Annotated in this window: 21 protein-coding genes and 1 pseudogene; 15 read left to right on the top strand and 7 right to left on the bottom strand. The window is 55.2% G+C overall.

Features of this window, described 5'->3' with window-relative positions; translation table 11 throughout:
• From rfbB to Q9451_RS31350, 8 genes are read left to right on the top strand one after another with little or no spacing between them, the layout of a single operon-like run.
• Window positions 1-1071, top strand: coding sequence for a dTDP-glucose 4,6-dehydratase (rfbB, locus tag Q9451_RS31385; RefSeq protein WP_213705095.1), 1071 nt, complete (start codon window positions 1-3; stop codon window positions 1069-1071).
• A complete protein-coding gene (rfbD, locus tag Q9451_RS31380) occupies window positions 1068-1964 on the top strand; it encodes a dTDP-4-dehydrorhamnose reductase (RefSeq protein WP_345960875.1) in 897 nt (298 codons plus the stop codon). The genes rfbB and rfbD overlap by 4 nt, the downstream gene beginning before the upstream one ends.
• Before the next feature lie 5 nt (window positions 1965-1969).
• Window positions 1970-2851 carry a glucose-1-phosphate thymidylyltransferase RfbA gene (gene rfbA / locus Q9451_RS31375; protein ID WP_219806464.1) on the top strand — a complete coding sequence of 294 codons (882 nt, stop codon included), beginning with the start codon at window positions 1970-1972 and terminating at the stop codon, window positions 2849-2851.
• Entirely contained in the window at window positions 2851-3396 is a 546-nt protein-coding gene (gene rfbC / locus Q9451_RS31370; protein ID WP_213705098.1) for a dTDP-4-dehydrorhamnose 3,5-epimerase, read from the top strand. The genes rfbA and rfbC overlap by 1 nt, the downstream gene beginning before the upstream one ends.
• Complete coding sequence (locus tag Q9451_RS31365) at window positions 3396-4214, top strand: ABC transporter permease (protein WP_213705099.1); 819 nt, start codon at window positions 3396-3398, stop codon at window positions 4212-4214. The genes rfbC and Q9451_RS31365 overlap by 1 nt, the downstream gene beginning before the upstream one ends.
• A complete protein-coding gene (locus tag Q9451_RS31360) occupies window positions 4204-5619 on the top strand; it encodes an ABC transporter ATP-binding protein (protein ID WP_219806461.1) in 1416 nt (471 codons plus the stop codon). Before Q9451_RS31365 ends, Q9451_RS31360 begins: the two co-directional genes overlap by 11 nt.
• Complete coding sequence (locus tag Q9451_RS31355) at window positions 5606-9205, top strand: sulfotransferase (protein ID WP_345960874.1); 3600 nt, start codon at window positions 5606-5608, stop codon at window positions 9203-9205. Before Q9451_RS31360 ends, Q9451_RS31355 begins: the two co-directional genes overlap by 14 nt.
• Window positions 9202-9921 (top strand): hypothetical protein, encoded by a 720-nt coding sequence (locus Q9451_RS31350; RefSeq protein ID WP_345960873.1) that lies wholly within the window; start codon window positions 9202-9204, stop codon window positions 9919-9921. The genes Q9451_RS31355 and Q9451_RS31350 overlap by 4 nt, the downstream gene beginning before the upstream one ends.
• A gap of 183 nt (window positions 9922-10104) precedes the next feature.
• Here Q9451_RS31350 and cysN read toward each other — a convergent pair whose 3' ends face one another.
• On the bottom strand, window positions 10105-12012 hold the full coding sequence (gene cysN, locus Q9451_RS31345; protein WP_213705103.1) for a sulfate adenylyltransferase subunit CysN: 1908 nt from the start codon (window positions 12010-12012) through the stop codon (window positions 10105-10107).
• Window positions 12012-13481, bottom strand: a complete 1470-nt coding sequence (cysD, locus tag Q9451_RS31340; RefSeq protein ID WP_213705104.1) for a sulfate adenylyltransferase subunit CysD — start codon at window positions 13479-13481, stop codon at window positions 12012-12014. The genes cysN and cysD overlap by 1 nt, the downstream gene beginning before the upstream one ends.
• A 70-nt stretch (window positions 13482-13551) precedes the next feature.
• Here cysD and cysQ point away from each other — a divergent pair, with 70 nt between their 5' ends.
• Entirely contained in the window at window positions 13552-14340 is a 789-nt protein-coding gene (gene cysQ / locus Q9451_RS31335) for a 3'(2'),5'-bisphosphate nucleotidase CysQ (protein WP_213705105.1), read from the top strand.
• Window positions 14337-15116: a sulfite exporter TauE/SafE family protein gene (locus Q9451_RS31330; protein WP_213705106.1), complete on the top strand. Its 780-nt coding sequence runs from the start codon at window positions 14337-14339 to the stop codon at window positions 15114-15116. The genes cysQ and Q9451_RS31330 overlap by 4 nt, the downstream gene beginning before the upstream one ends.
• Before the next feature lie 28 nt (window positions 15117-15144).
• Here the strand turns inward: Q9451_RS31330 and Q9451_RS31325 are convergent, their stop codons facing one another.
• Window positions 15145-16731, bottom strand: a complete 1587-nt coding sequence (locus tag Q9451_RS31325; protein WP_213705107.1) for an MBOAT family O-acyltransferase — start codon at window positions 16729-16731, stop codon at window positions 15145-15147.
• A gap of 293 nt (window positions 16732-17024) precedes the next feature.
• On the bottom strand, window positions 17025-18005 hold the full coding sequence (locus Q9451_RS31320) for an IS5-like element ISPa41 family transposase (RefSeq protein ID WP_014003920.1): 981 nt from the start codon (window positions 18003-18005) through the stop codon (window positions 17025-17027).
• Between the two features lie 159 nt (window positions 18006-18164).
• Between Q9451_RS31320 and Q9451_RS31315 the strand changes: the two genes are divergently transcribed.
• Window positions 18165-19292: a hypothetical protein gene (locus tag Q9451_RS31315; protein WP_345960872.1), complete on the top strand. Its 1128-nt coding sequence runs from the start codon at window positions 18165-18167 to the stop codon at window positions 19290-19292.
• On the opposite strand, the gene Q9451_RS31310 is transcribed toward Q9451_RS31315, so the two are convergent.
• Window positions 19252-20319 carry a hypothetical protein gene (locus Q9451_RS31310; RefSeq protein WP_345960871.1) on the bottom strand — a complete coding sequence of 356 codons (1068 nt, stop codon included), beginning with the start codon at window positions 20317-20319 and terminating at the stop codon, window positions 19252-19254. The genes Q9451_RS31315 and Q9451_RS31310 overlap by 41 nt on opposite strands.
• Before the next feature lie 146 nt (window positions 20320-20465).
• Here Q9451_RS31310 and Q9451_RS31305 point away from each other — a divergent pair, with 146 nt between their 5' ends.
• The 3 genes from Q9451_RS31305 to Q9451_RS31295 are packed head-to-tail and all read left to right on the top strand — an operon-like array spanning window position 20466 to window position 21033.
• A complete protein-coding gene (locus tag Q9451_RS31305) occupies window positions 20466-20684 on the top strand; it encodes a hypothetical protein (RefSeq protein WP_213705108.1) in 219 nt (72 codons plus the stop codon).
• An 11-nt stretch (window positions 20685-20695) separates the two neighbouring features.
• The gene (locus tag Q9451_RS31300) at window positions 20696-20839 is read left to right on the top strand and encodes a hypothetical protein (protein WP_213705109.1); all 144 of its coding nucleotides are present in this window, start codon (window positions 20696-20698) and stop codon (window positions 20837-20839) included.
• A gap of 26 nt (window positions 20840-20865) precedes the next feature.
• Window positions 20866-21033: a hypothetical protein gene (locus Q9451_RS31295; RefSeq protein ID WP_213705110.1), complete on the top strand. Its 168-nt coding sequence runs from the start codon at window positions 20866-20868 to the stop codon at window positions 21031-21033.
• A gap of 275 nt (window positions 21034-21308) precedes the next feature.
• Here Q9451_RS31295 and istB read toward each other — a convergent pair.
• Window positions 21309-21872: pseudogene (istB, locus tag Q9451_RS31290) on the bottom strand (IS21-like element helper ATPase IstB); the annotation flags it as partial.
• A gap of 1753 nt (window positions 21873-23625) precedes the next feature.
• Between istB and Q9451_RS31285 the strand changes: the two are divergent.
• A protein-coding gene (locus Q9451_RS31285) for an IS3-like element ISPpu22 family transposase (RefSeq protein ID WP_085985440.1) occupies window positions 23626-24776 on the top strand; the annotation gives its coding sequence in 2 pieces (ribosomal slippage) (window positions 23626-23860 and window positions 23860-24776; 1152 coding nt in all).
• 639 nt (window positions 24777-25415) lie between these two features.
• On the opposite strand, the gene lpdA is transcribed toward Q9451_RS31285, so the two are convergent.
• Window positions 25416-26816 (bottom strand): dihydrolipoyl dehydrogenase, encoded by a 1401-nt coding sequence (lpdA, locus tag Q9451_RS31280; protein WP_012274895.1) that lies wholly within the window; start codon window positions 26814-26816, stop codon window positions 25416-25418.
• Window positions 26817-26904 lie beyond the last annotated feature (88 nt).

Genomic DNA, 26904 nt, shown 5'->3' with positions numbered 1-26904 from the left:
ATGACTATTCTTGTAACCGGCGGAGCCGGCTTCATCGGCAGTAATTTCGTGCTCGACTGGCTGGCCCAGTCCGATGAGCCGGTGATCAACTTGGATAAGCTGACGTATGCCGGCAACCTGGAAAATCTCGCCAGTCTGGATGGTGATGCCAGGCATCTGTTTGTTCAGGGTGATATTGGTGATAGCGCCCTGGTGGCGAAACTGCTTGCTGACCACCAGCCACGGGCCATTCTCAATTTCGCGGCGGAGTCTCATGTCGACCGATCCATCCACGGACCGGAAGATTTTATCGAGACCAATATCGTCGGCACCTTCCGTCTGCTGGAAGCGGTACGCGCCTATTGGAACGCGCTTGAGCCGCAAGCGCAGCAGGCGTTTCGTTTCCTCCATGTGTCGACAGACGAGGTCTACGGCTCTTTGGGCAAAGCCGAGCCGGCGTTCACCGAAAAACATCAGTACGAGCCCAACAGCCCGTATTCAGCCAGCAAGGCGGCCAGCGACCACCTGGTGCGGGCTTATCATCACACCTACGGTCTACCTGTGCTCACCACCAATTGCTCGAACAACTACGGGCCGTATCATTTCCCGGAAAAGCTCATCCCGCTGATGATCGTCAACGCCCTGGCTGGTAAGCCTTTGCCGGTGTATGGCGACGGCCAGCAGATCCGCGACTGGCTTTACGTCAAGGATCACTGCAGTGCCATCCGCCGAGTGCTTGAAGCTGGCGTGCTGGGCGAGACCTACAACGTGGGTGGGTGGAACGAGAAGCCCAACCTGGAAATCGTGCGCACTGTGTGTGCCCTGCTGGACGAGCTACGTCCGCGCGCCGATGGCCAGCCGTATCAGCAGCAGATTGCCTACGTTACCGATCGCCCCGGGCATGACCGGCGCTATGCGATCGATGCGACCAAACTGGCCACTGAGCTAGGCTGGAAACCCGCCGAAACCTTTGAAACCGGTATCCGCAAGACAGTGCAGTGGTATCTGGATAACCAAACCTGGGTGAACAACGTGCTGTCTGGCGATTACCGCCAATGGATGGAAACCAACTATCGCGGGCTCAGTGCATGAAAATATTGCTGCTAGGTAAGAACGGCCAGGTTGGCTGGGAGTTGCAACGTAGCCTGGCCCCATTGGGCGGCTTGCTGGCTCTTGACTCCAAAAGCAGCGACTACTGCGGAGACCTGTGTGATCTCGACGGTCTGGCAGAGACCGTGCAGCGTTTCGCGCCGGATGTGATCGTCAATGCCGCCGCCTACACCGCCGTTGACAAGGCCGAGAGCGATACCGAACTGGCCTTCCGGGTGAATGCTGAAGCCGTTGCTGTGTTGGCTCGCGAGGCCAAGCAGTTGGGTAGTTTGCTGCTGCACTACTCCACCGACTACGTGTTTGCCGGTGATGGTGAACGCCCCTGGTGCGAAACGGATACAGTGGCCCCCCTAAATCATTACGGTGCCAGCAAGCTGGCTGGTGAGCGCGCAATCCAGGCAAGTGGCTGCTTGCATTTGATCCTGCGCACCAGTTGGGTATACGCCGCACGGGGCAACAACTTCGCCAAGACCATGCTGCGTCTGGCCCGCGAGCGCGATAGCCTCAGTGTGATTGCTGACCAATTCGGCGCGCCGACCGGAGCTGAATTGTTGGCAGATGTCAGTGCACATCTTATTCGTTCGACCCTGAAACAGCCCCAATTGGGTGGGCTGTATCACCTTGCTGCGTCCGGTGAGACCAGCTGGCATGCCTATGCGCGCTTCGTGCTGGAGCGAGCAGCGGCCGAAGGTGTCGACCTCAAGGTACACGGCAACCAGGTTGCGGCTATCCCCAGCAGCGCCTATCCGACCCCGGCCAAACGGCCGAACAACTCACGACTCGATACACAGAAACTGCAAAAGGCCTTTGCGCTGAGCTTGCCCGAGTGGCAAGTCGGTGTGGCACGGATGCTCACAGAAGTACTAGAGAAATGAACATGTTGAAACGTAAAGGCATCATCCTGGCAGGCGGCTCAGGTACTCGTCTGCACCCTGCAACCCTGGCGATCTCCAAGCAGCTCCTGCCGGTTTATGACAAGCCGATGATCTATTACCCGCTGACTACCCTGATGCTAGCGGGTATTCGTGAAATCCTGATCATTTCCACGCCGCAAGACACCCCGCGTTTCGAACAGCTACTGGGTGACGGTAGCAAGTGGGGGCTCAGTCTTTCCTACGCTGTGCAGGCATCGCCGGACGGTTTGGCCCAGGCTTTTCTGATCGGTGAAGCGTTCATTGGTAACGATCTGGCGGCCTTGGTGCTGGGTGACAACATCTACCATGGCCATCATTTCCAGGAGCTGCTAACGAGCGCGATGTCGCGCGAGCACGGCGCCAGTGTGTTCGCTTACCACGTACATGACCCCGAGCGTTATGGCGTGGTCGAGTTTGATGATCAGGGCAAGGCCATCAGCCTTGAAGAGAAACCGATGGCGCCGAAATCCAGCTATGCCGTCACCGGCCTCTACTTCTATGACAATCAGGTCGTGGAACTGGCCAAAAGCCTCAAACCCTCCCCGCGTGGCGAACTGGAAATCACCGACCTCAATCGCCTCTACCTGGAGCAGGGCCAACTCAGTGTTGAAATCATGGGGCGCGGATACGCCTGGCTGGATACCGGTACCCATGAGTCGCTGCTGGAGGCCAGTCAGTTCATCGCCACCCTTGAAAACCGCCAGGGCCTGAAAGTCGCCTGCCCGGAAGAAATTGCCTATCGCCAGAAATGGATATCGGCAGAACAGCTTGAAAAACTCGCAGAGCCACTCGCCAAGAACGGCTACGGGCAATACCTTAAACGAATTCTGAGCGAGACCGTTTACTGATGAAAGCAACGCCTTTAGCTATCCCTGATGTCATTCTTTTCGAACCCAAGGTATTTTGTGATGATCGGGGGTTCTTCTTCGAAAGCTTCAATCACCGTCGTTTTGAAGGGGCTGTCGGTAAACCCGTCAACTTCGTGCAGGACAACCACTCACGTTCGGTGAAGAACGTTTTACGAGGCTTGCACTACCAAATCCAGCAGCCCCAAGGCAAGTTGGTGCGCGTGGTGCAGGGCGAGGTGTTTGACGTGGCGGTGGACGTGCGCAAAAGCAGCCCCACTTTTGGCCAGTGGGTGGGCGAAGTGCTATCAGCCGACAACAAACGACAATTGTGGGTGCCCGAAGGTTTTGCCCACGGCTTTGTGGTTTTGAGCGTCACAGCAGAGTTTTTGTACAAAACCACCGACTACTACGCTCCAGACTATGAGCGCAGCATTGCCTGGAACGACCGAGCCATAGGCATAGAGTGGCCCGCTGGCGTGGCTCCGATCCTCTCAGCCAAAGATGCAAAAGGCCAAGCCTTTGAACAAGCCGAGGTTTTTGCCTGATGCGGCCCTTTGCAGCTACTCCAGTTGAAATGTTTGCCAGCCTCTGGCGCAACCGAGAGCTCATTAGAGCCTCTACCAAGCGCGAAGTGCTGGGGCGCTATAGCGGCTCGTTCCTTGGTTTGCTGTGGTCCTTCTTTAACCCGCTTTTCATGCTGGCGGTTTTTACCTTCGTCTTCAGCGCCATCTTTCAGGCGCGTTGGGATGGCGGCAGCGGCTCGAAGACCGAATTTGCGCTGTTGCTCTTCGCCGGTCTGCTCGTCTTCAACCTGTTTGCCGAGTGCATCAACCGGGCGCCGGGTTTGATTCTTTCCAACACTAACTACGTCAAAAAGGTAGTTTTCCCGCTAGAGATTCTTCCGTTCGTCGGCTTGCTGTCAGCGCTGTTCCACACACTCATCAGTCTTGGAGTCTGGCTGATTGCCTACGTCATCTTCTTCGGTGTGCCGGACCTCGCCGTGCTCTATCTGCCACTTGTGCTCGTGCCGTTCTGCCTGTTCCTTATGGGCCTGAGCTGGGCCTTGGCATCACTCGGGGTGTTCCTGCGCGACGTATCACAGTTGATCGGCTTGCTGACCATGGCCTTGATGTTCCTCAGCCCAATTTTCTATCCTGCTACAGCGTTTCCTGAGGACTATCGATACATCCTCTATCTCAACCCAATCACAACGGTTGTTGAGCAGGCGCGCGAAGTGCTGTTCTGGGGCAAGACGCCGGATTTTTTAATGTTAGGGGTTTACTGGGTGATGACTTTGGGATTTGCCTGGTTGGGCTTCGCCTGGTTCCAGAAGACGAGAAAGGGGTTTGCTGATGTCCTCTGAAATCGCCATCAAGGTCGAAAACCTCAGCAAGTGCTACCACATTTATGATCAGCCCCGCGACCGGCTCAAGCAGATGACCCTGCCGCGTTTGCAGCGCGCCATCGGCATGCAGCCCAGGCAATATTTCCGCGAGTTCTGGGCACTCAAAGATGTGAGTTTTGAAGTCAAGAAAGGTGAAACTGTCGGCATCATCGGCCGCAATGGCAGCGGCAAATCTACCTTGCTGCAGATGATCTGCGGCACGCTGAACCCATCCAGCGGCAGCATTAGAACCTGTGGCCGGATTGCCGCGCTGCTCGAACTGGGGGCCGGATTCAACCCTGAGTTCACCGGGCGAGACAATGTTTATCTGAACGGCGCAGTTCTCGGTTTGAGCAGAGATGAAGTCGATGCCCGGTTCGATGAAATTGTCACCTTTGCCGAGATTGGTGATTTCATCGAACAGCCAGTCAAGACCTACTCGAGCGGCATGATGGTGCGCTTGGCGTTTGCGGTGGCAATTAACGTAGACCCTCAAATTCTAGTAGTTGATGAGGCGCTGTCTGTTGGTGATGAGCTTTTTCAGCGGAAATGTTTTTCACGCATCGAGAATATCCGCAAGGCAGGTGCAACTATACTATTTGTTTCCCATGCTGGCGGTACCGTCGTAGAGCTCTGTGAGCGTGTACTGCTGGTTGACAGTGGTGAGCGTCTGGCCATGGGCTTACCGAAACAAATGGTGGCACGCTACCAAAAACTTCTGTATGCACCCAGCGAGAAGCGAGAGATCATTCGGGAGGAAATTCGACGTATCGACAAGTTGGGCGAGTATGACGCCCTATTGACGGACGAGGTGTTGAAATTCAATGCTGACAAAGACCAAGGCCTAGATGCGCAGGTGAGTCTGGCAGCGGAAGAAATGGCCGACTACTACGACCCACATCTCAAGCCGAGCAGCACAGTTGTGTACGAGTCTTATGGTGCATTCATTGAAGACCCTGCCATCTATTCAGCATTTGGCGAGCGAGTTAACCAACTTACGCGCGGAAAAACTTATTATTACCGGTACCGTATCAGATTTGATCAGCCTGCAAGTAATGTACGGTTTGGTATGTTGATCAAAACCACCAGCGGAGTGGAGTTGGGCGGCGCTGTATCCGCGGCTTCTAATCGAAAAAGTCTGCCTTTTGTCACTGGCGGTAGCGTCTATGAAGTTGAGTTTGCATTTGTCTGCCGACTGAATTCCGGTGTGTATTTCCTTAATGCTGGCGTGGTTGGTGATCTGAACGGCAGCGAAACCTACCTCCATCGGCTAATTGACGTTGCCATGTTTCGAGTTAACTCCGAGTTAGCCAGTTTGGGAACAGGCATTGTTGATTTTAATTGCGTACCAAAAATTGAAACTGTATCCAATGAGCGCATCTAAAGAAGTAAGTATAAGTTGCACGAATCAGCCTATCGTTGTAGTGCTGGGAATGCACCGGAGTGGTACTAGCACAGTGACTCGCGCGCTTCAAACTGTGGGTGTTTCACTAGGTGACCGACTTATGCCGGCTGATCCTGGCAATAATGACAAGGGTTTTTTTGAAGACCTGGATATTGTCAATTTCAATGAACGTCTGCTGAGTGCTGTTGGGCATGCGTGGCATAGCATTTGTCCGTTAAAAGGTATTGATGTTGACCGCCTATGTGAACAAGGCTATCTAAAAGAAGCTATACGGCTGTTGCGTAAAAAGTCACAGCCTGGACAAATATTTGGTTTTAAGGATCCGCGTACAGCAAAGCTATTGTCATTTTGGTTGCGCGTATTTCAAGTGGGTGGTTTTGAAGCCCGATATGTAATTGCCGTTCGTCATCCACTCAGCGTTGCCGACTCACTTGCCAAGCGCGATGGACTCGCGCCGGAAAGATCCTATTTACTTTGGATTACTCATGTTTTGACCAGCCTTCGCGGAACTGCAGAGGATTCGCGCATATTAATCGATTACGACCAATTCGTTGCGGAACCGCAAAAGACAATAGGGCGCTTAGCAGAATTTCTGAAAACCACTGTTGACACCACTGACCAAACTGTCTTTTTGCGTGATTTTTTGTCTGAAGACTTGCGTCATTCTTTCTATCTGCCTCAAGACGTGTGGAGCGATAGCGCAGCGATTGAGTTGGCAAAAGAGATTTTCACAGCCATTTCTGATGTGGCCGCGAACGTCGAAGCTGATAAGAATTTTGATCGTTTATCGCAGCTTGATCGCTGGGAGACGGAATTCAGCCGAATACAGCCCCTACTTGGACTGGTTGATCGGCTTAGTTCTTGTGTGACCGAGCGAGATGGGCAGATCGCCAGCCTGGGTCAAGCGGTGACCGAGCGAGATGGGCAGATCGCCAGCCTGGGTCAAGCGGTGACCGAGCGAGATGGGCAGATCGCCAGCTTGGGTCAAGCGGTGACCGAGCGAGATGGGCAGATCGCCAGCTTGGGTCAAGCGGTGACCGAGCGAGATGGGCAGATCGCCAGCTTGGGTCAAGCGGTGGCCGAGCGAGATGGGCAGATCGCCAGCTTGGGTCAAGCGGTGACCGAGCGAGATGGGCAGATCGCCAGCTTGGGTCAAGCGGTGACCGAGCGAGATGGGCAGATCGCCAGCTTGGGTCAAGCGGTGACCGAGCGAGATGGGCAGATCGCCAGCCTGGGTCAAGCGGTGACCGAGCGAGATGGGCAGATCGCCAGCCTGGGCCAAGCGGTGACCGAGCGAGATGGGCAGATCGCCAGCCTGGGCCAAGCGGTGACCGAGCGAGATAGGCAGATCGCCATCCTCAGCCAAGCCATAACCGAACGCGACGGCCAGCTTTCCAGTCTGGGCCAAGCGATGGGTGAACTAACGCAAGAGTTTTCAAGGCAAGCGTCTCTGTTGGTGAATTTGCAGCATTCATTGGATGCCGTATACGCCTCTCGCAGTTGGCGTTTAGCGGCGCCAGTGCGTGCTTTGGGTAGCCTGTTGCGCAAGCCGCGTAAGCTCTGGTGGGTGTATCGTGATTTGCGTAAACAACATGCCTTACGTGGCTTGTTGGCGCGTGTCGTGCGCGTGTGGCGCATCGAGGGTTTGGCTGGGTTAAAACAACGTGCGATTTGGTATTGGCTCGAACGTCATCCGGCGAGTACACCGCCGCCGCCGATATCTGCTGTTGTATCAGCAGAAAACGCATCGGACGAGAATGCACCATCAGCGATTACGGCGGCTTTTCATCAGCAGTTCCGTTCATTGTCTTTAGCCGATTATGACGTGGTCTCATTCGATGTGTTTGATACGGCTTTGCTGCGTCTGGTGCGACAACCAACGGATGTGTTTCGTTACATTGAGCAAACTCATGGGTTGCAGGGCTTTTATCATTGGCGGATTAAGCGCGAAGTGGATGAGCGGCGATTGCAGCCGGCGGCTCGAGATATCAGTTTAAATGATATTTATCGTGATCATCCTGAATGGCTGCCGCTTGAAGTGGCCGCCGAGCGGGCGTTTTGTGTCGCTAATCCCGAAGTGTTTGAGTTGTATCGAAAGGCGGTTACGCTGAAAAAACTCATTTATTTTGTTTCGGATATGTATTTGCGTCATGAGGATATTGAACATCTGCTGGACGATGCCGGTTATCAACAGCGGGATGCATTGTTGGTGTCGTCAAAGGATGACTTAATCAAGGGCGATGGCAGCCGTTTTCGTGATTTGCAATCGACATGGGCGGATTTGCGTGTGTTGCACGTGGGGGATAACCGTCTGGCGGATGTGGAGTGGCCTAAAAAACTCGGATTTGATGCATTTCATTATCAAGAACCGGATGTTTTTTTCGCGCATGATGCCTTGGTTTCCGGCTTTGCCAAAGAGTTGAAAGCTGCAACGCTGTCGGGCTCGCCGTCGTCGTTGTGTTTGTCTCATTTGTTAGGTGGTTATCGCTACTGGAAATTAGGTATTGAGCGCTCTGGACCTTCTTCGGTTTGGCGCAGTGTGGGTTTTTTGTATGCGGGGCCATTGCTGTTGAGCTTTGTGCGGTCGTTGCGTGAACAAATGGCGGCGTTGCCTTCGTTAGGCGGGGTCTATTTTTTGGCACGTGATGGCGACATCATAAAACAGGTTTTTGATCGGGTTTATGCCGCTGAGGGGTATCGTTCCCATTATATGTACGCTTCTCGTCGTTGTATGACGTTTCCTTTGTTGGTCTTGGATAACGTGCCTGATGAGGTTCTGACGCTATATGGGTATTGTGATGCGCATACCAGTGTCGACGATATTTTCAATCGTTTTGACTATCCGGAGTTGACTGCATTACAGCAAGATTTACTCGCGCTAGAGCAAAAGCAGTTGTTAATGGCTACTGAGGTCATGCGTGTTATTAAGAAGCATAAATCGTCGATTGCTGCGCTCGCTCAGAAAGAGCGTGATGATTTATTAGCGTATTTACAGTCCATCGGATTTTGTGAAGCAGATGCTTTAGTGGTTGATGTAGGTTGGAGCGGTACTATTCAAGATTGTTTGCAATTGCTGACAGAAAGCTTGCCAAACCAAGTGCATGGCGCTTATTTGGGGGTTTGGCCACACGCGAAATGCCGCGCCAATAAGAGCGGTTTTTTGTTCAGCCCTCAGCGGCCTGAGCTGGCGACACGCTTGCAACCCTTTATTGATTTTATGGAGTTGTTGGCGTCGTCGCCGTTGGAAAGTGTGAAGCACATGGCGCGCGATGATCAGGGGCAGTTGTATCCGTGTTATTTTGCGGCCACCGAGGATGAGAAAAAACGCCAAAAGGTGTCGCTGGATATTCAAAGTGGGGTTATGGAATACGTTCACTGGGCCTTAGGGTCTTCGATTACGCCGTCGCTCGGGTTGTCGGTCGAAGTGTTTGTCGATTTATGTGAGTTGTTGCGTGATCAGGCGTCACCAGAGTTACGGGCAAGTTTTAATGCGCTTCGCCATTCACGTATCGTGAATGGCGGGCATGACTTTGTTATCTTGCCTTTTTCGGAGGCTAATTCATGAGCGCGATAAAGTTGTTCAGTGTGTTTATTAACCCCACGATGTATCGCAGCTTTTTTGAATTGAATCCTTATTTGTGGCCGTATGAGTGCACTGGCATTGATAATCGGGTCGATAATCTTGGTTTGCCTGCCTTGTACAATCGTGTGATAGAGGAGCATCTTAACGAGGATTGCTGGCTCTTTTTTGTGCATGAAGATTTTGAGATTAAGCAGAGCCTGCATTCCTTATTGAGCCTTGATCCCAGCCAAGTATACGGCACATTTGGTGTGCGTATGCAGGATCACTATCCTGTTGCATATGGTGAGCATGCCTGTAGCAATAAAGATGGCAGTGAAGCCGTGACAGTCGGGGTTCCTTTGGAAGAAGTGGCTTTAGTCAGCTCGTTAGATTGTCAGAGCGTTTTATTGCATACCTCTTTATTACGTCAATTTCCGGCGTTGCGTTTCGATGAATACCTATCTTTTGACTTGTATGCTGAGGATTTTTGCATGCAGGCTCAGTTTCACTTTGCTTTGTCGGTGGGTGTATTTCCTTTGGCGTTTCAGCATTTTTCTAAAGGTAAAGTGACGGAGCGTTACCATCGTGGATTGGCGTATTTGGCCAATAAATTCCCAAATGAGGCTATTCCCGGCAGTTGTTCTTTTATTGGTGGTAAGGCAGCAGTGCTGGAGGCGAAATTTCAATACGATATTGCGGCCAATCCTGCTCAACGTTAGCTTTGACTATAAGGATTTAAGTTTGCGTCCCATTCGGACTGAAAAAGGACTCAAAAATAGTTATAGATCACTTGGGGGGTATTATATATTTTAATCTAAAATAATATTTTTTGACGCCCATACAATAGCTTATCATTGGGTGTAGGGTGGCGTCAGGGGGCAAGCATGTCGCGAAAATGAATTTTAGCTATAAAGATAGCTATCTATTAAAATTACTGCTTCTTTTATGGATGTGAGTGCGGTTTTAATCAAGATGTTTGGCTGTGTTGGCGATTCATAGGGGCTGTCAATTCCCGTCATATTGGGCAACTGTCCACTTCGGGCCTTTTTGTACAGCCGTTTCGGATCGCGTTGCTCGCATATGTCGAGGGGAGTGTCCACAAACACTTCGATAAAGTTATCTTCTCCGATTAGCTCCCTCGCCATCTGCCGTTCTGCACGGAAGGGGCTGATAAACGCGGTCATCACGATCAGCCCTGCATCCATCATCAGTTTGGCGACTTCAGCCACTCGCCGAATATTTTCTACCCGGTCGGCATCGGTAAAGCCCAAGTCCTTGTTCAGGCCTTGGCGAACGTTGTCGCCATCGAGGATATAGGTGCGTTTGCCCTGGGCATGGAGTTCTTTCTCCAGGGCGTTGGCGATGGTCGATTTTCCCGAGCCGGAAAGGCCGGTGAACCAGATTACCTTGCCTTTATGGCCATTGAGGCGTTCACGGTCCTCGCGGGTAATGCTGAGTGCCTGGCGATGTACGTTCTGTGCGCGGCGCAGGTTGTGGCGGATCATGCCGGCGGCGACGGTGCTGTGGGTATATTTGTCGATCAGCAGGAATCCGCCAAGAGTATGTGATTGAGCGTAGGCATCGAAAACCAGTGGCTTGCTCAGTGCAAGGTTGGCCACTGCGATGTCGTTAAGCTGCAGCTGGCGGCACGATTCATGAGCTTGGGTGTTGACGTCTATGCGGTGCTTCAGTGCGGTAAGGCTGGCGCTGGCCCATTGGTTCGCCAGTTTGATCTCGTAGGAGCGGCCTATCAGGCCAGGCTCATCGTGCATCCAGACCAGAGTGGCTTCGAACTGGTCGGTCATTTCCAGCGGGTGCTCAGCGCGAGCCAGTATGTCGCCTCGTGAGGAGTCGACTTCTCGGTCCAGTACCAGGGTGATCGCATCACCCGGGTTGGCGCAGTCGAGATCACCGTTGGCGGTGACGATGCGTGCGATCTTGGCCGTTTGCCCGGAAGCCGTTACGCGCACTTCGTTGCCAACGGCTAGCTGGCCGGAGGCCAATGTGCCGCTGAAGCCTCGGAAGCTGGCATCCGGACGGTTGACCCATTGAACGGGGAAGACCGTTTTGAATGCCTTGGGGGGGCGAGGGTCGATGGTTTCCAGGCAGGCCATGAGGGTTGGGCCCTGGTACCAGGGCGTATGCGCCGAGCGGGAGGTGATGTTGTCGCCCTTGAGAGCCGACAATGGGATGGCGGTGATGCTGTCGAATCCCAATGGCTCAGCCGCTGTATTGAACGCAGCCAGCGTATCGGCGAACACCTGGGGGTCATACGCCACCAGATCCATCTTGTTGATGGCCAGGATGATGTGCTTTATGCCCACCAGTGACGCCAGATAGGCGTGCCGGCGGGTTTGCGTCAGCACGCCCTGGCGCGCATCGACCAGCAGTACCGCAACGTCGGCGGTGGAGGCTCCTGTGATCATGTTGCGCGTGTACTGCTCGTGGCCAGGGGTGTCGGCCACGATGAACTTGCGATGCGGTGTGGAGAAGAAACGATAGGCCACATCGATGGTGATGCCTTGTTCTCGCTCGGCTGCCAGGCCATCTACGAGCAGGGCAAAGTCAATGTCGTTACCTTGCGTGCCATGGCGCTTGGAGTCTGCCTGCAGCGTACTCAACTGATCGTCGAAGACCTGCTGTGCCTCCCAGAGCAAGCGGCCGATAAGCGTGCTTTTGCCATCATCGACGCTACCGCAGGTGATAAAACGCAACAGGTCCTGATTGGCTTGCTGCACGAGCCATTCGCTCAGTGTTGCCGTCTTGTGGGCGTGTTGTTCGGGCGAGGTGCTTTTCTTGAGGCGTGCCATCAGAAGTAGCCCTCTTGTTTTTTCTTCTCCATGGAGCCTGCGCTATCCGTATCGATTCGACGGCCCTGCCGTTCGGATTGTCGTGTGTTGATGATTTCCAGCAGGATGTCTTCCGGCGTCTGCGCTTCTGACTCCACGGCGCCTGTCAGCGGGTAACAGCCTAGTGTGCGAAAACGCACTTTGCGCATCTGAATGTCTTCGCCGGGCAGCAGTTTGCAGCGCTCATCGTCGACCAGCATGATCATCTCGGGTCGCACGACCACAGGCCGCAACTTGGCAAAGTACAGGGGCACCATGGGGATGTTTTCCAGGTAGATGTAGTGCCAGATATCGAGTTCAGTCCAGTTCGACAGGGGGAATACTCGAATGCTGGCATCCTGGCTTTTACGGGTGTTGTAGAGGTTCCAGAGTTCCGGGCGCTGGCTTTTCGGATCCCAGCGCTGGGTTGCGCTGCGAAACGAGAAGATGCGCTCCTTGGCGCGGGATTTTTCTTCATCGCGGCGCGCGCCACCAAACACGAGGTCAAATTTGTACTTGTCCAGCGCCTGCTTGAGCCCTTCGGTTTTGGTGATGTCGGTATGCAGCGAAGAGCCATGATCGAAAGGGTTGATATTCTTTTCGATGGCTTCCGGGTTGGTGTGTACCAGCAAGTCCATGCCGCTTTCACGTGCCATGAAATCACGGAACAGATACATCTCCTGAAACTTCCAGCGCGTGTCTACGTGCAGTAACGGAAAGGGTGGCGGTGAGGGGAAGAAGGCCTTGCGGGCAAGGTGGAGCATCACGCCACTGTCTTTGCCGATGGAATAGAGCATCGCCGGATTCTGCGCCTCGGCTACCGCCTCTCGGATGATGTGAATGCTCTCTGCCTCCAGGCGCTTGAGGTGCGGGGATAGTTCGGATAACGCCTCTGCGGGCATTGAGTCGAACCGGTGGAGCTTGAGATGAGGCGGTAGCACCGGCTGGTAGACCTGCACGCAGCAGTGGATGTCAGGCATCTCGTCCGCGTTGCGCATCGAGGCTACCAACGAGCCATGCGGAAACACCGCGACGGGCTTGCCGATGTGTTGTTGCAATGCGACACAGGCCGTACGGATTGTCTCCCGCGCGACATTTGCCAATGGCACCCAGAAGCGCGCGCCCCTGGCATCGTTTGCGTGCAGACAGGGCTTTCCGCTGGGTAGCGGGCTCAGTTGAACGAACAGCACTCTATCGCGGCGTTTGCGCGCTTGCTCCATGGCCCAGGCCAGTACGATTCTGTTGGGGGCGCGGCCATGCTCGTCTTGCAGTGCTTCTTCAGCCAATTCAGCAGGCAGCAGACCCTGAGCGTTCAGGCGGCGCTCGGCGGTACGCTTGGTATCGGCCTCGCCGCACGCTTTGAGGTGTTCGTAGGCGAGATGGGTATCCCAGACCTGTTCGGCCTCGAGCCCGGTAAAATCACCTGCAGCGGCTGTCGTAGTTTGGGTCATATTGATTCCGGGCAATAAAAGTCGCGTGATAAGCTTCGCTGAATCAAATTAAATCACAGGGATTTACATTATGCGACGGCGTGTATCGATTGACTTGGCTGCTCTTTTGTTGCCAATCGCTCGTCAGGCGGGTGATGCCATCATGTCGATTTACAGCAGCGGGCAGAGCGGTGTTCGTGAGAAGGCAGATCACAGTCCGGTTACCGAGGCTGATTTGGCCGCTCACGTTGTCTTGACCAACGCCCTTGGTTCTTTGTCGCCCGGCTATCCAGTGGTGTCGGAAGAAGATGAGCGTTCGCTGGCGCATCGCAATGGCTCGGGGCGCTTTTGGTTGATCGATCCACTTGATGGCACCAAGGAATTCATTGCGCGTAATGGCGAGTTCACGGTCAATATCGCTCTCATCGATCAGGGCCGCAGTGTGTTGGGTGTGGTCTATGCACCTGCTATCGACTGCATGTATTGGGGTGGCGCCGGCCTGGGTGCATTCAGGGAGACAGCCGCAGGTACGCAGCCGATCGAGGTCAGCGCGGCTGAACCGGATGATGGTTGCCGCGTTGTGGCCAGCAAGAGCCATCTGAACGAAGAAACGCAGGCATTCATCGAGCGGCTTGGATCGGTCAGTCTGATACAGGCTGGCAGCTCTTTGAAATTTTGCCGAGTGGCGGAGGGGGTGGCTGATATCTATCCGCGCCTGGCACCTACCTGTGAGTGGGACACCGCGGCTGCGCAGGCGGTGCTTGAAGGCGCAGGGGGCGTAGTGCTGGATCGGGAGGGCAATCCCCTGCGCTACGGCAAACCCGATGTTCTGAACCCCTCGTTCGTGGCTGCGCGCAACGCCGTGCTGATCCCTGCATGATTGATTGGACATATTCACTGGCAGGTGCGCTGACCGGTTTTGTCGTCGGATTGACGGGGGTTGGCGGCGGCGCCTTGATGACGCCAATCCTGCTGCTGGTATTTGGGGTGTCGCCAGTCACCGCAATTGCAACCGATCTGTGGTTTGCCGCCATTACCAAGCTGGTGGGCGCGCGTATTCATCATGCCAACGGCCAGGTGGACTGGCAGGTAGCCAAGCGCTTGTGGTTGGGCAGCCTACCCCTGGCCTTGTTCGTCGTAGTGCTGGTGAGCCTGGGCGCGCAGGTGGCCAAGGTGGAATGGCTGAGCAAGGCAATTGGCGTGGTGGTTTTGATCACTGCCGTGGGGCTGTTGGCGGCGCCGAGGTTGATGGCATATGCGCGAAACCGTCGCGTCAGCCAGGCAGAGCGCTTCAAGGCCGTGCAGCCTGTCCTGACCGTGGTTTCAGGCGCGGTGCTGGGGCTCTGTGTGGCCTTGACCTCTGTTGGCGCTGGCGCGCTGGGTAGTGTGATGCTGTTGTTTCTCTACCCTCTGCGTATGACTCCTCATCGCCTGGTCGCCACCGATATTGTGCATGCCATTCCGCTCGCTATCGTTGCAGGGTTGGGTTATCTGTTTGCCGGGATGGTGGATGGGTGGATGTTGATCAGCCTGTTGCTGGGTTCGGTCCCGGCGGTGCTGTTGGGGAGTTTATTGGCTGGAAAGATCACCGGGCGCTGGATTCAGATTGGGTTGGCGCTGGTCCTGATGGTGGCAGGCTTGAAGGTGCTCGCATGATATTTATTGCCATCAAGCGAAATCGACTTCAGTAATTGTAGTAATTGAACGGCGATGCTGCATTGGACAGGATCCGTAGTACGCAGAGCGTGAATACAAACGCCATGCCTAGCGTCCAGAAGCCTCCAGGAGCAGCGACTTGCTGCCCACGCCACTCCACTCCCGGAAGTTTCGGCACCTGACCGGCATGTAGCAGGTTGGTGGAGTCCTGAACGGGCCGGTAACGTCCCAGCAGTTGGATTGAGTTAGGCGCGCAGGCGCTGATGACCCAGGCCAGCAGGATGAGGGTCATCGCCTCGAAGGTGCTACCCCATCCCGCACTCCATTCTCTAGCGCTTATTCCGGTGAGTAGATCAATCAGCATCATCAACGGCGCAGGCAAGATCGAGGGCAGGATCTGAGGCTTGCCTAAGCCGTTGAACCCTGCCATACCTTCGATCATGTTCCAGGCACCGTCTAGGGTGTGGGACATGAAGACGCAGCCCAGGATAATCAGCAGGAGCTGCGTCTGGCCCCACCCCAGTAGCTGGCGCGCCCGGTTCAGGTGGCGTGTAGCACGCCGGCGCCAGATCAGTCGCCGAGCATGCTGTGCGGTGACGATCACACCATGCAATGCGCCCCATACTAGGAAGGTCAGGCTCGCCCCATGCCACATGCCAGCTAGGATCATGGTCACCGCCAGTGCCGCTAGATGGCGGCGAATGACTAGACGGCGGCCGGCCAGGGGGCGGAATACATGCTCGCGGATAAACTGGGTGACAGTGATGTTCCATCGATTCCAGAAGTCGTCCATGCTCACCGACTTGAACGGCGAATAGAAGTTGAGTGGTAGTCGAATGCCCACGATCAGTGCCAGCCCACAGGCCATGTCCGAGTAACCCGAGAAGTCGAAGTAGAAATTGAGGAACCCGGCGGTCGCTGCGATCCAAGCCGACAACATATCTAGTGTCAAACCACCATCCGAGGCGCGAAATAGTGTTGTGGAATAGAGCCCCAGTGGGTCAGCGATGAGCACTTTTTTCCCGAGTCCGATTATGAACAGGCTGACGCCAGCGAATAGATTGGCGGCTCGGAATCGGAAGGTGCTTGGCAGACGGAGCTGCCGGAGCATATCGCGGTGTCGTACCAGCGGTCCGGCAATCAGATGAGGGAAGAAGCTGATCACGAAAGCATAGTCCGGCGGGCGTATACGCTCGCCACCCTTGCTGAGTGATACTAGATAGGCAATCTGCTGGAAGGTGAAGAAGGAAATGCCCAATGGCAAGGCACGCGCCGGTGGCACGGGGATCTGTGGAAACTCCAGCGCAAGTAGGCTGAGCCAAGTGTGCGCAACCTTGAACCAGGCAAGCAGAGACAAGTTGGCCAGCACGCCGATGATCAGCCACAGCAGGCGTCGTCTGCCATCAGCCCGGCAAAGGACGCCCGCTAGCAGGTAGTTGCCGGCCAGCGACAGTAGCAAGACCGGGATGTCCTGCGGATTCCATAGTCCGTAGAAGCCGATGGATGCCGCGATTAGAAAGAACTTTGGAGCGGCCTGACTGATCCGTCGGAGGTTCAGCGTGATCAACAGGGTACAAGCTGTGAGCAGCATGAATTGGAGAGTATTGAACAGCATCCATGGTCCTGTTCTGTATCGTGATCAAGAGTTTAGAGTTAAAGAAGTCCTGTCCCGCAAGGGGGAGGCTGCGGATCATAGCATTTACGGGTGATTGGTCTGGTTACTTGACATCCATTCTCGGGCGGCAGGGTAGTAACGAAAGATACCCAGTGACTGTGGCTTTAAGGATGCTCCGATCAACTTGTCGTGCAGCCGCGGCAAGTTGCAATTTTCCAGGCACCTACAGCGTCATTGGACGAAAAGTGACCGAAAAATCATGTACGGAGAGCTTTTTCGACCGGTTCTCCGTGTTAAACGCGAACCTCACCCATACCCATGAGCTGTTTTCGAACCCTCCACAGGTTTGCCAGGGCGAACAGCGTGGTCAACTGAGCCGTGTTTTTCATCAGCCCACGAAAACGTACTTTCACGTAACCAAACTGCCGCTTGATCACGCGAAACGGATGCTCGACCTTGGCCCGTGTCTGAGCCTTGCAGAACTCGATCTTGCGCTTGGCTTTGTACAGTACGCTGCGCTGGTTCAGCTTGGAATAGGTGCTGCGACGCGCTGCAATCTGCCAGATCACCCCCCGATTTTCATGCTCTTCGCGCCTTTCGACACCGGTGTAACCGGCATCTGCATACACGGCGTTTTCTTCGCCATGCAGCAGTTCAGCCACCTGCGTGACATCGGCCACATTGGCAGCGGTGCCATGGACGTGATGCACCAGGCCGGACTCGACATCGGCACCGATGTGCGCCTTCATCCCGAAGAAATACTGACCGCCTTTCTTGGTCTGGTGCATCTCGGGATCACGCTTGCCTTCTTTATTCTTGGTCGAGCTGGGGGCATGAATAATGGTGGCATCGACGATGGTGCCTTGGCGCAGCGACAGGCCTTTTTCCTGCAGATAACCATTGATGACCGCAAGGATTGCCGGTGCGAGCTGATGCTTCTCCAGCAAGTGCCGGAAGTTCATGATCGTGGTGTCTTCGGGGATTGGCGCGCTCAGCGTCAGGCGTGCGAACTGGCGCATGGGCGTGATTTCGTAGAGCGCTTCTTCCATGGCCGGGTCGCTCAGGGAGAACCAGTTCTGCAACAGATGGATGCGCAGCATGGTTTCCAGAGGATAGGGTTTTCTACCGCCGCCGGCCTTGGGGTAGAACGGTTCGATCAGCTCCAGCAGGCCTGCCCAGGGCACCACCTGATCCATTTCGGCGAGGAAGCGCTCTCGGCGGGTTTGCTTGCGCTTGCCGGCGTACTCAAAGTCGGAAAAGCTCATCTGGCTCATGGGCGGCTCGGATCAGGTGTTGCGGGGATTCTCGCATAACTGAAGGCTTGTTCGGAGATTCCTTAAGCTTCCCGTGTCCCGTAGTATTTACCGCAGATTTTTTCACAATCGCTCAAATCAGATGCCGATTTGACGCCTGTTCCAGGGTATTCCATTGCCATGCACGCAGAACAAAAACAAGCGCCCATCGCGAATGAATCCTCCCGCGCGTTCTTCAAGTACCTGCGCAGTGAGGTTCTACCGTTACGTCCCTCCCAGTACGACCTGTCCAACACCTGCAACCTTGTGTGCGAAGGTTGTCTGTTCTTTGCTGGAAACGATCACGACGGCCATGTTCCAGAAAATGATCTGATTCAGGTCGACCGTTTCTTTGCAGCAGAAGCCGCACGCGGAGTGAACTATGCGGAAGTGGCAGGCGCCGAGCCGGCTCTGGTGGAAAACAAGCTGCTGGTCATGGCCCGCCATATTCCCAAGGGCGTCATTTACACCAACGGCACACGCAAGCTCAGCAGCGAACTCGATTACCGCCTTCAGATTTCACTCTGGGGACTGCCCGAAGAGAGCCGGAAACTGCGCGGGGCGAATATCGTTGGGAAGCAACTTAGGAACTATCGCAACGATCCGCGAGCGATCTTCGTCTTTACGATCACGCGTCAGAACATCGCCAGCATCCCCGAAGTCGCGCGCTTCTGCGCGGACGAGGGCGTTCGGTTGAGCTTCAACCACTTCAGCCCGACGCAGGATTACCTAGATCGGCTGAAGCAGGGTGGCAGGGATCGTTCGGACTACTTTCGCTTCAGCGACAGCGACGACAACCTGATTCTCGAAGCTGAGCACCTTGCGCGTTCCCAGGCGCTGATCGGCCAAGCCATGGAAGACTACGCCGAGAATATCCTTTACGACGCACAGTACAACCGCTGGGTTCATCAGGTTAATGGGCTCTACGACATCGACCCAGATACCGGTATTGCCACCAATTGTGCAGCACGCGTCACCCATCACTACCGACACTTCCATGTCGACCTCAGCGACGCAGGCGACGTAAAGTGCTGTACCCCTAACATTGCTTGCCAGTCCTGTCGCCTCTATGCTCAGTCCTTGGGCAGCGCCTTGCAGCGGCAGACCCGCAGTTCGCGACGCGGCCAAGACTTTGAGCAGTGGCTGCAACTCTGGAAACTTTGGCACCAGTTGTTCTGGGGTGACCTACCAGAACGTTTCGCCGATAGTGAAACGCTAAGCCAGCGCTTTATTCCCTTGCAGGATCTGAGCGCCGTTCCTGCGCTTTAGCGCTGCGCGAGGGCTGCCTCAACTGCTCCGCTAGGTAGGCACTGACGCGTTGGCCGCCCTTGCGGCCGAGGTGCTCTTTGTCGGCGATCTCATCGTCGGCGAAAGTCCATTCATTCAGGTACAACGTTTGGGCCCCCAGCACCTGATCGAGATCCTTACGGATCCGTATCGGTTGCAGCGGACTGGGCTCGATCAGTAGAACCGGCTGCTTGCCATGCTTGTGCACGATGTCCAGCAGGCTGCGCAATTGTTTCAGCCGGTCGGGATTGTAGGCCTCCTGTCGGCGGTCCTCCCAGGTGACCTGAGCCTGCCACGTCTCCAGCCGGCCCGGCACGATGACCCCGTCGCCATTGGCGTAAATCAAGACGCTGCGCTTGGGGTTGCCGCGCAGTAGGATCGGTCTCCGAGGGTCTGCGCAGGGGGAGCTTCCGAGTATGTCTCTTGCATGGCGCAACTCCTCTGTATGCTCATGGCGTTGGCAAGGCATGAGCTGCAGCTCAAGGACGCTCGCCTCCAGTAGCGAGTTCATCGGCAGTAGCTTGAACCAGTCGTTTGCGCTTAACGCCTCCAAGCATCGCGGAGAGTGGCTGGCATTGAATCGCACATCTGCCCAGCTCCAAGTCTTAGGGCAGCGGGTCTGCCAAAACAGGCTCTGTACCGGCAGGGAAATCACTACTGTACTGCGTGCATGCACAGCTGCTCGTTCGACCAGTGCGCGCATTTCATCTGGGAATAGGTTAGGGATGCCATAGTTGAAAAAGCTCTGCCCGCTCTGACTCATCAAGCGAGTGTCAAAATGATTCTGGACGCGTGATGAGCCAACCAGTACCACATCCGGTGCCGGCTCTTGCACACTGAGCAGGAGTCCCTTCCATGTTGGGTTCTCCAACCAGAAGCCTTCAGAGGCCAATAGCCTAGCCGTCCAAATGCACACGAAATTGAACAGAACCACGCCAAGCAAGGCCAGCAGTATGATGTAAGTGACGCTGCGACGCAGCCTTGCATACAAGGGATGGAGGGAGGTCAAGAGCTATGAATGTCCGGAAAATAAAATTTCAGGCGCGGTGCGCTACAGTTCGATAGGTCTAGTACGGAACTTACTATTGCCCATCCACAAATCCTCATTAGAAACCCTGCAGGTCAAGAGGTCGCTTTTGGGGGGGAGGGGGATGCTTGCGTTGCCCCGTCTGTACTCAGGTTAGTATAACCACGGCGGCGGTAAACCTGAACGACGACTACGAGAAGTTCGTACCCGAGCTGTTCGTCTGCAACGTGTTCTCGGTGACCACCGAGGGCAAGGCTTACCGCTACGGCTCCACCGGTCTGCCGGTCAAGGATTGGGGGCCGTGGCATCTGGATAGCGATGTGGGGATGGTCAGCACCACCCACTGAAATCGCTCAAGTTGTCCGCTAATATTATGTTGCGTCCGCACATGGTGCTGGACATCCTCGGCAGCTTCACGCTGTTCGCCACCAACAAGAAAAGGCAGCGCAGCAAGATCATTTGCCGCTATCAGCAGTTTGAAGCGGCCAACAAGATCGTCTAGCGTGTGCTGGCCGGTTACCCAAGGAAGTGATCGCCCCTGATTTTGTGGGTGCTCAATGGCTGCTTTTGGCCGATTCTGTTGAAAAAGTAGATTTAGCGGCGGCCTGCCGATCAGGTGTGCCTGCTGTCGAAATGGCGGCAATCCACTTCAGGATGCCTTTCGGTGTTTCGCTGAGCGTCCTTGCTCAGGTTTGAGGGTTAATTTGAGGGTTTCTGCTTGCAGCAGGCGTACCTATCCCGTCAGCGGTGGCCCTTGAGGCAAAAGCTTGGCCATGCGTCGCAGGTTCTGCACCGTCGCCGCTAAAGTGAATTCGTCAGTGGCACCTGTCAGACCACGCAGTCGTAAGCGGTCGAGTTTGATGATTTGCGGATTCCACGCCATTCGGACACTCAGCCCACGCTGATCCGGACACCTGTTCCACGGCCATTCGGACAGGCAGTCGGAGCGCAGCGACGCAGAGGTTGCATTGTTAGTCTGAGGTGCCCGGTGTCGTCAATTTCTTCACCCGCTTTCTCATCGATTCGCCCTTGAGGTTGATCCGATAAGCGTTGTGCACCAGGCGGTCGAGGATGGCGTCGGCCAGAGTCGGATCACCGATCAGTTCGTGCCAGTTGTCCACGGGCATTTGGCTGGTCACGAGGGTCGAGCGCTGGCCGTAGCGGTCGTCCAGTAGCTCCAGCATGTCACGGCGCTGTTCAACGGTGAACGGGGCCAGGCCCCAGTCATCAAGGATCAGCAGGTCGGTCTTGGCATAGCCGCTCATCAGCTTGGCGAAGCGCCCGTCGCCGTGGGCTAGGCCCAACTCTTCCAGTAGGCGCGGCAAGCGCAGGTAACGCACGCTGTAGCCCTCTCGGCAGGCCTGGTGAGCCAGGGCGCAGGCCAGCCAGGTCTTACCGACGCCAGTCGGGCCGTTGATAATCAGGTTGAGCCCGTCGCGCAGCCACTGGCCGCTACCCAGTTGCAGGATCAAGCCCTTGTCCAGCCCGCGCGGGCTGCGGTAGTCGATGTCTTCGAGGCAGGCGTTGTGGCGTATCGGTCCGAGCAAGACGCTGGCGAAGCTGGCCAGCTACGCGGCCAAGCGCTGGCAGAAACAGACCGGCGGCGTGGTTGATCTGAGTGCCCCGGGCGGCGGGCTAAGCTGCTCGCGGCTACGCCTGTCACTGAGATGTGGAGCAGGGGCCGGCGCCTGAGTGTGCGGCTGGCTGAGCTGGGAATCGCGACGGCTGGCGATCTGGCTGACCCTGATGCGCAGAAGCGCGCAGCAATTCAGTGTGGTGCTGGAGTAACCACACGCGAGTTGTGCGTAATTGCCTGCCTGGAGCAGGACGGCGCCATGCCGCCCACGCAGGAAGCCTGCTGAAGCCGCATGTTTGGCCAGTAGAAAGGGGCAGGCTTATTTATTGGGCGGACTTGCGGCTTCTGGTCCAGAGTGTGTAAAAACGCAAGCACCGACTTGAAGTCTTCGCCCCTACGTTAAATCTGCCAGCGTTCGGTTAGTCAGCAGACCTGGAGTTCGCGTATGAACGCGATTTTCGCTCCGATTCTGATTGACGCATTTACTCGAAAACGTTTTTACACCGCCTCGGCCGAAAGCTGCCATCCACTGTGTTTCTGACCTATGGCCTCGTCAGATACTCAGGAAGCCCGCTGGATAGGCTGGTTTTCTGTATTGTTTCACTGGTGCTTGATCTCCAACGGGTTCACCCCACACACACTTTCGTTGAAGGGGTATACACGTTCCGCACATCAGCTAAACCCGTGAAGTTGCCTGGCATGATTGCCTTGCCTTGCCTTGCCTTGGACGACGCCTTCTGGGGCAGTGGCTCGCTGGTCGTGGAGTGCAGATCGGGTTCGTCAAGAAGGGGCTGCCCTTCATCGGGGAATGTCATAGGCGCCTTCGTCGAGCTCAAGTGGCGGCTGATCAGCGAGCGGTGGCGCGAGAGGAGCGCCCTGGCCAAGCAGTATTGCTGCCGAGATCGGAAGAAAGCCTGGAATTATGAGATGAAAGGATGAAACTTTATTTTTATGATTCTCAGCGTTTTCCAAGGTTGAGCGGAATTTAGGATGATACTTTAATGACTCTGACCTCCACCCTGAAAACGCTTGAAGACGTTGGATTGGTTGTAAGTAATTGATTTAAAACGATTTTTAAAGTAAGCGGCGCTTTAGGCATTCCTGTCATTAGGATGAAACTTTATTTTCATCCCACACAAATGATCGTAAATATTAAAGTCTGTCTCTGAATATTAAAGTCTGTCTCGCTTGGAGCCTCTGTGGGCTCCAAGCGCAGATCCCGCTCTGCTGCCCCTCCGCTGCCTTGAAATCCTAGGTACTCCTCCTTGCTGCTCGCCATCCAACCGCACGAGTCTCTGCGTTCCTTTATCGAAAGGCATTTCTACCTGGCTCCACGCTCACCCGAGTCGATCAAGCTCAAGGAAATATCCAGGTACTACATGCGAGGACAGTCAATCGGGATTATTGCTGATCTGCTAGGCATGTCTGATACCTACGGATTCAATCGTCTGCTGCATGAACACACGAGTTATTCGCAGGTAGGTGTCTTTCCGGATTTCGACCAACGCAGCTATACCAGAAAAATTTATAAGGATTGCTATACGAGATTTGAGACAGAATGTCAGCTAGCTGGAATTTGCATAGATTGTGTAAAAGAAGACATTGAGTCGCTTGGTTTCCCTTACTGGAGACGTGACCACAGATATGTCTGAATCGCCCCTGGTTTCGTAGACACCTCCAAGCCTCATAATGAGGCCCAAATAGGAGGTGTCATGAGTCGTCAGCGTTACCCCGAAGAATTCAAAATCGAAGCGGTCAAGCAAGTGACCGAGAAAGGCAAGACTGTCGCCGATGTTGCCCAGCGCCTGGGCATGTCTGTTCACAGCCTCTACGCCTGGATCAAGCTCTACAGCAAACCCCAAGAGCAGCGTCAGCAAGACGATGAGCAGCAAGCCGAACTGCGCAAGCTTCGCGCAGAACTCAAGCGCGTGACTGAAGAGCGAGACATCTTAAAAAAGGCCGCCGCGTACTTTGCCAAGGAGTGCAACTGAAGTACGCCTTCATCAAGAAGCACTCGACGGATCACCCGGTGCGGCGCCTATGCCAAACCCTAAAGGTGCATCCCAGCGGCTACTACGCCTGGCTGACCGAGCCTCAATCTGCCCGAGCAAAAGAAGATCATCGTCTGCTTGGCTTGATCAAACATGCTTGGCTCGAAAGCGGAGGTGTGTACGGCTACCGCAAAATTCATGATGACCTGCGTGAGCTGGGAGAGACATGCGGGCGCAATCGAGTCGGACGCTTGATGCAGGCAGAGGGGTTGCGTTCGCAAACGGGCTATCGGCGGCGTCCAGGGTTTTACGGTGGAAAGCCAACAGTGGCCTCTCCCAACCATCTCGCGCGGCAGTTCAAAGTCAGTGAGCCGAATAAGGTCTGGGTAACCGATATCACTTACATCCGCACCTATGAAGGATGGCTGTACCTAGCGGTAGTCCTGGATCTGTTTTCCCGCCAAGTGATTGGCTGGTCAATGAAGCCCCGCATGTGCAGCGACCTGGCGCTTGACGCGATGTTGATGGCCGTGTGGCGCCGCAAACCACGGCAGCAAGTGATGATCCATTCAGACCAAGGCAGTCAATTCAGTAGCTCAGACTGGCAAAGCTTCTTGAAGGCCAACAATATAATCAGCAGCATGAGTCGGCGGGGAAATTGCCACGACAATGCCGTAGCCGAAAGCTTTTTCCAGCTTTTGAAGCGGGAGCGAATCCGACGAAAAATCTACGCAACACGTGACGAAGCCCGAAGTGATATTTTCGATTACATTGAAATGTTTTATAACCCAAGGCGCAGACACAGCAGTGCTATGCAGCTGTCGCCAGTAGAGTATGAGAAACGCTATTTTCTGAGCTTGGAGAGTGTCTAGGAAACCAGGGGCGATTCAATGGGTAGCTTACATTGCAGAAACTGCTCCTGCTGATCGCAAGGGTTTTGCGCTGGGAATGGCCATGACAGCTAATCAGCTCTCCGTTGTATTGATTCCCCCGATTATTGGCTTATCACGGGATAGCCTTGGTACCTATGCTTATGGTTGGGGAACTTTAGCAATAGTATCTGTCATTGTGCTATTTACTACTTTCAACAGAAAACAGGGGAAATTAGACAAGAGAATGTGCAATTGAGGCGAAAAAAAACAAAGCAGATTTTTGTGAGTAATGAGGGTTCTAGGCTCTTTTTGAAGAGTCTGAGAAGATGGTCAGGCAAGGCGAAACCGCCGAGGAAGCGCAGTTTACTGGAGTAAATGAGCATTCCTGGGCGGTTTTCAAAGGAGCATCACCGAGAATCAAGGCTTTTCAGACAGGGGCTAGGCTCTGTACGAAAAGAGATGTCGCAAACACCGAATAGAGCAGGCCAGCTAGACCATAGCTGCATAGCTTTCCGCGACCTTTTCGAGGAAACAGCGCACCCAGGCATACGATCAGGATCGTCATTCATAATCAATGGCTACGTTAACCTGGCCGCATGCATCCTGATCTTGAATGGCCACTGCTGCGAACAGCTGCGGTCAGATCTGCATCGCCATGCCGTCCACATTCATCGCTGCCTGGCGCAGGGCCTCGGAGCGCGTCGGGTGCGGGTGGCAGGTGAGGGCGATGTCTTCTGCCGAGGCCGAGAACTCCATGGCCACGCAGAACTCACCAATCATTTCACTGACGCTTGGCCCTACCAGGTGTACGCCCAGTACTTCATCGGTTTGGGCATCGGCGATGACCTTGGCGAAGCCTTCGGTCTCGTGGTTGATCTTGGCCCGGCTGTTGGCGGTGAAGGGGAACTTGCCGACCTTGTAGGCGCGTCCTTCTGCTTTGAGCTGCTCCTCGGTCTTGCCCACGGTGGCCAGCTCCGGGCGGGTGTAGATTACGCCAGGGATGAGGTTGTAGTTGACCTCGTGGGGCTTGCCGGCGATGCGCTCGATGCAGGCTACCGCTTCGTCTTCGGCCTTGTGCGCCAGCATCGGGCCGGACGTGACGTCGCCAATCACCCACACACCTGGCACTGAAGTGCGGTGGTGCTCGTTACCGAGCATGCCACGCTTGTCGGTTTCCAGGCCCACGCTTTCAAGGTTCAGCCCTTTGGTATAAGGGCGGCGGCCGATAGCCACCAGCACGTAATCGGCCTGCAGCGATTCTGCGGTGCCGCCAGCGGCAGGCTCCAGCGTCAGGCTCACGCCATCGGCACTTGCAGTAGCCTGGGTCACTTTACTGCCCAGCTTGAACACCATGCCTTGCTTGGCCAGTGCCTTCTGCAGGGTCTTGGCGGTTTCCGTGTCGGTGCCTGGGCAGATGCGGTCGAGGTATTCGATGACGGTGACCTGGCTACCCAGCCGGCGCCAGACCGAACCCAGCTCAAGGCCGATTACGCCGGCACCGATGACGACCAGGTGCTTGGGCACTTGCGGCAGCGACAGCGCACCGGTCGAGTCGATGATGCGCTGGTTGTCGATAGTCACGCCTGGCAGGGGGGTTGGCTCGGAGCCGGTGGCGATGACGATGTCCTTGGCCTGCAGCGCAGTTTCGCTGCCGTCTTCGGCCTTGACCACGACCTTGCCCACGCCATCCAGGCGCCCCCAGCCTTTGATCCAGTCGACTTTGTTCTTGCGGAACAGGTACTCGATGCCCTTTGTCAGGCCGGTCACGCTCTCATCCTTTTGTTTCATCATCTGGGCGAGGTTGAGGGTGGGCTTGACTTCGATACCGAGGTGGGCGAATTCGTCACCGCTGGCGGCTTCGTAAAGCTCGGAAGCATGCAGCAGTGCCTTGGAAGGCATGCAACCAACGTTCAGGCAGGTGCCGCCCAAGGTCGAGCGGCCTTCCACGCAGGCGACGCTAAGGCCCAGCTGGCCAGCGCGGATGGCGGCGTTGTAGCCGCCAGGGCCACCGCCGATGATCACCACGTCATAAGATTTCATGGGTTCAACTCCAGGATGTAGAAGCGCGAGAGGGGCATAAGGTTAAGCTGAGAAGGAAAGATTGTATACAATCCACTGCATGGATAAG

The sequence above is a fragment of the Pseudomonas sp. NY8896 genome, assembly GCF_039634505.1.
This window is presented reverse-complemented; position numbering and strand designations above follow the sequence as displayed.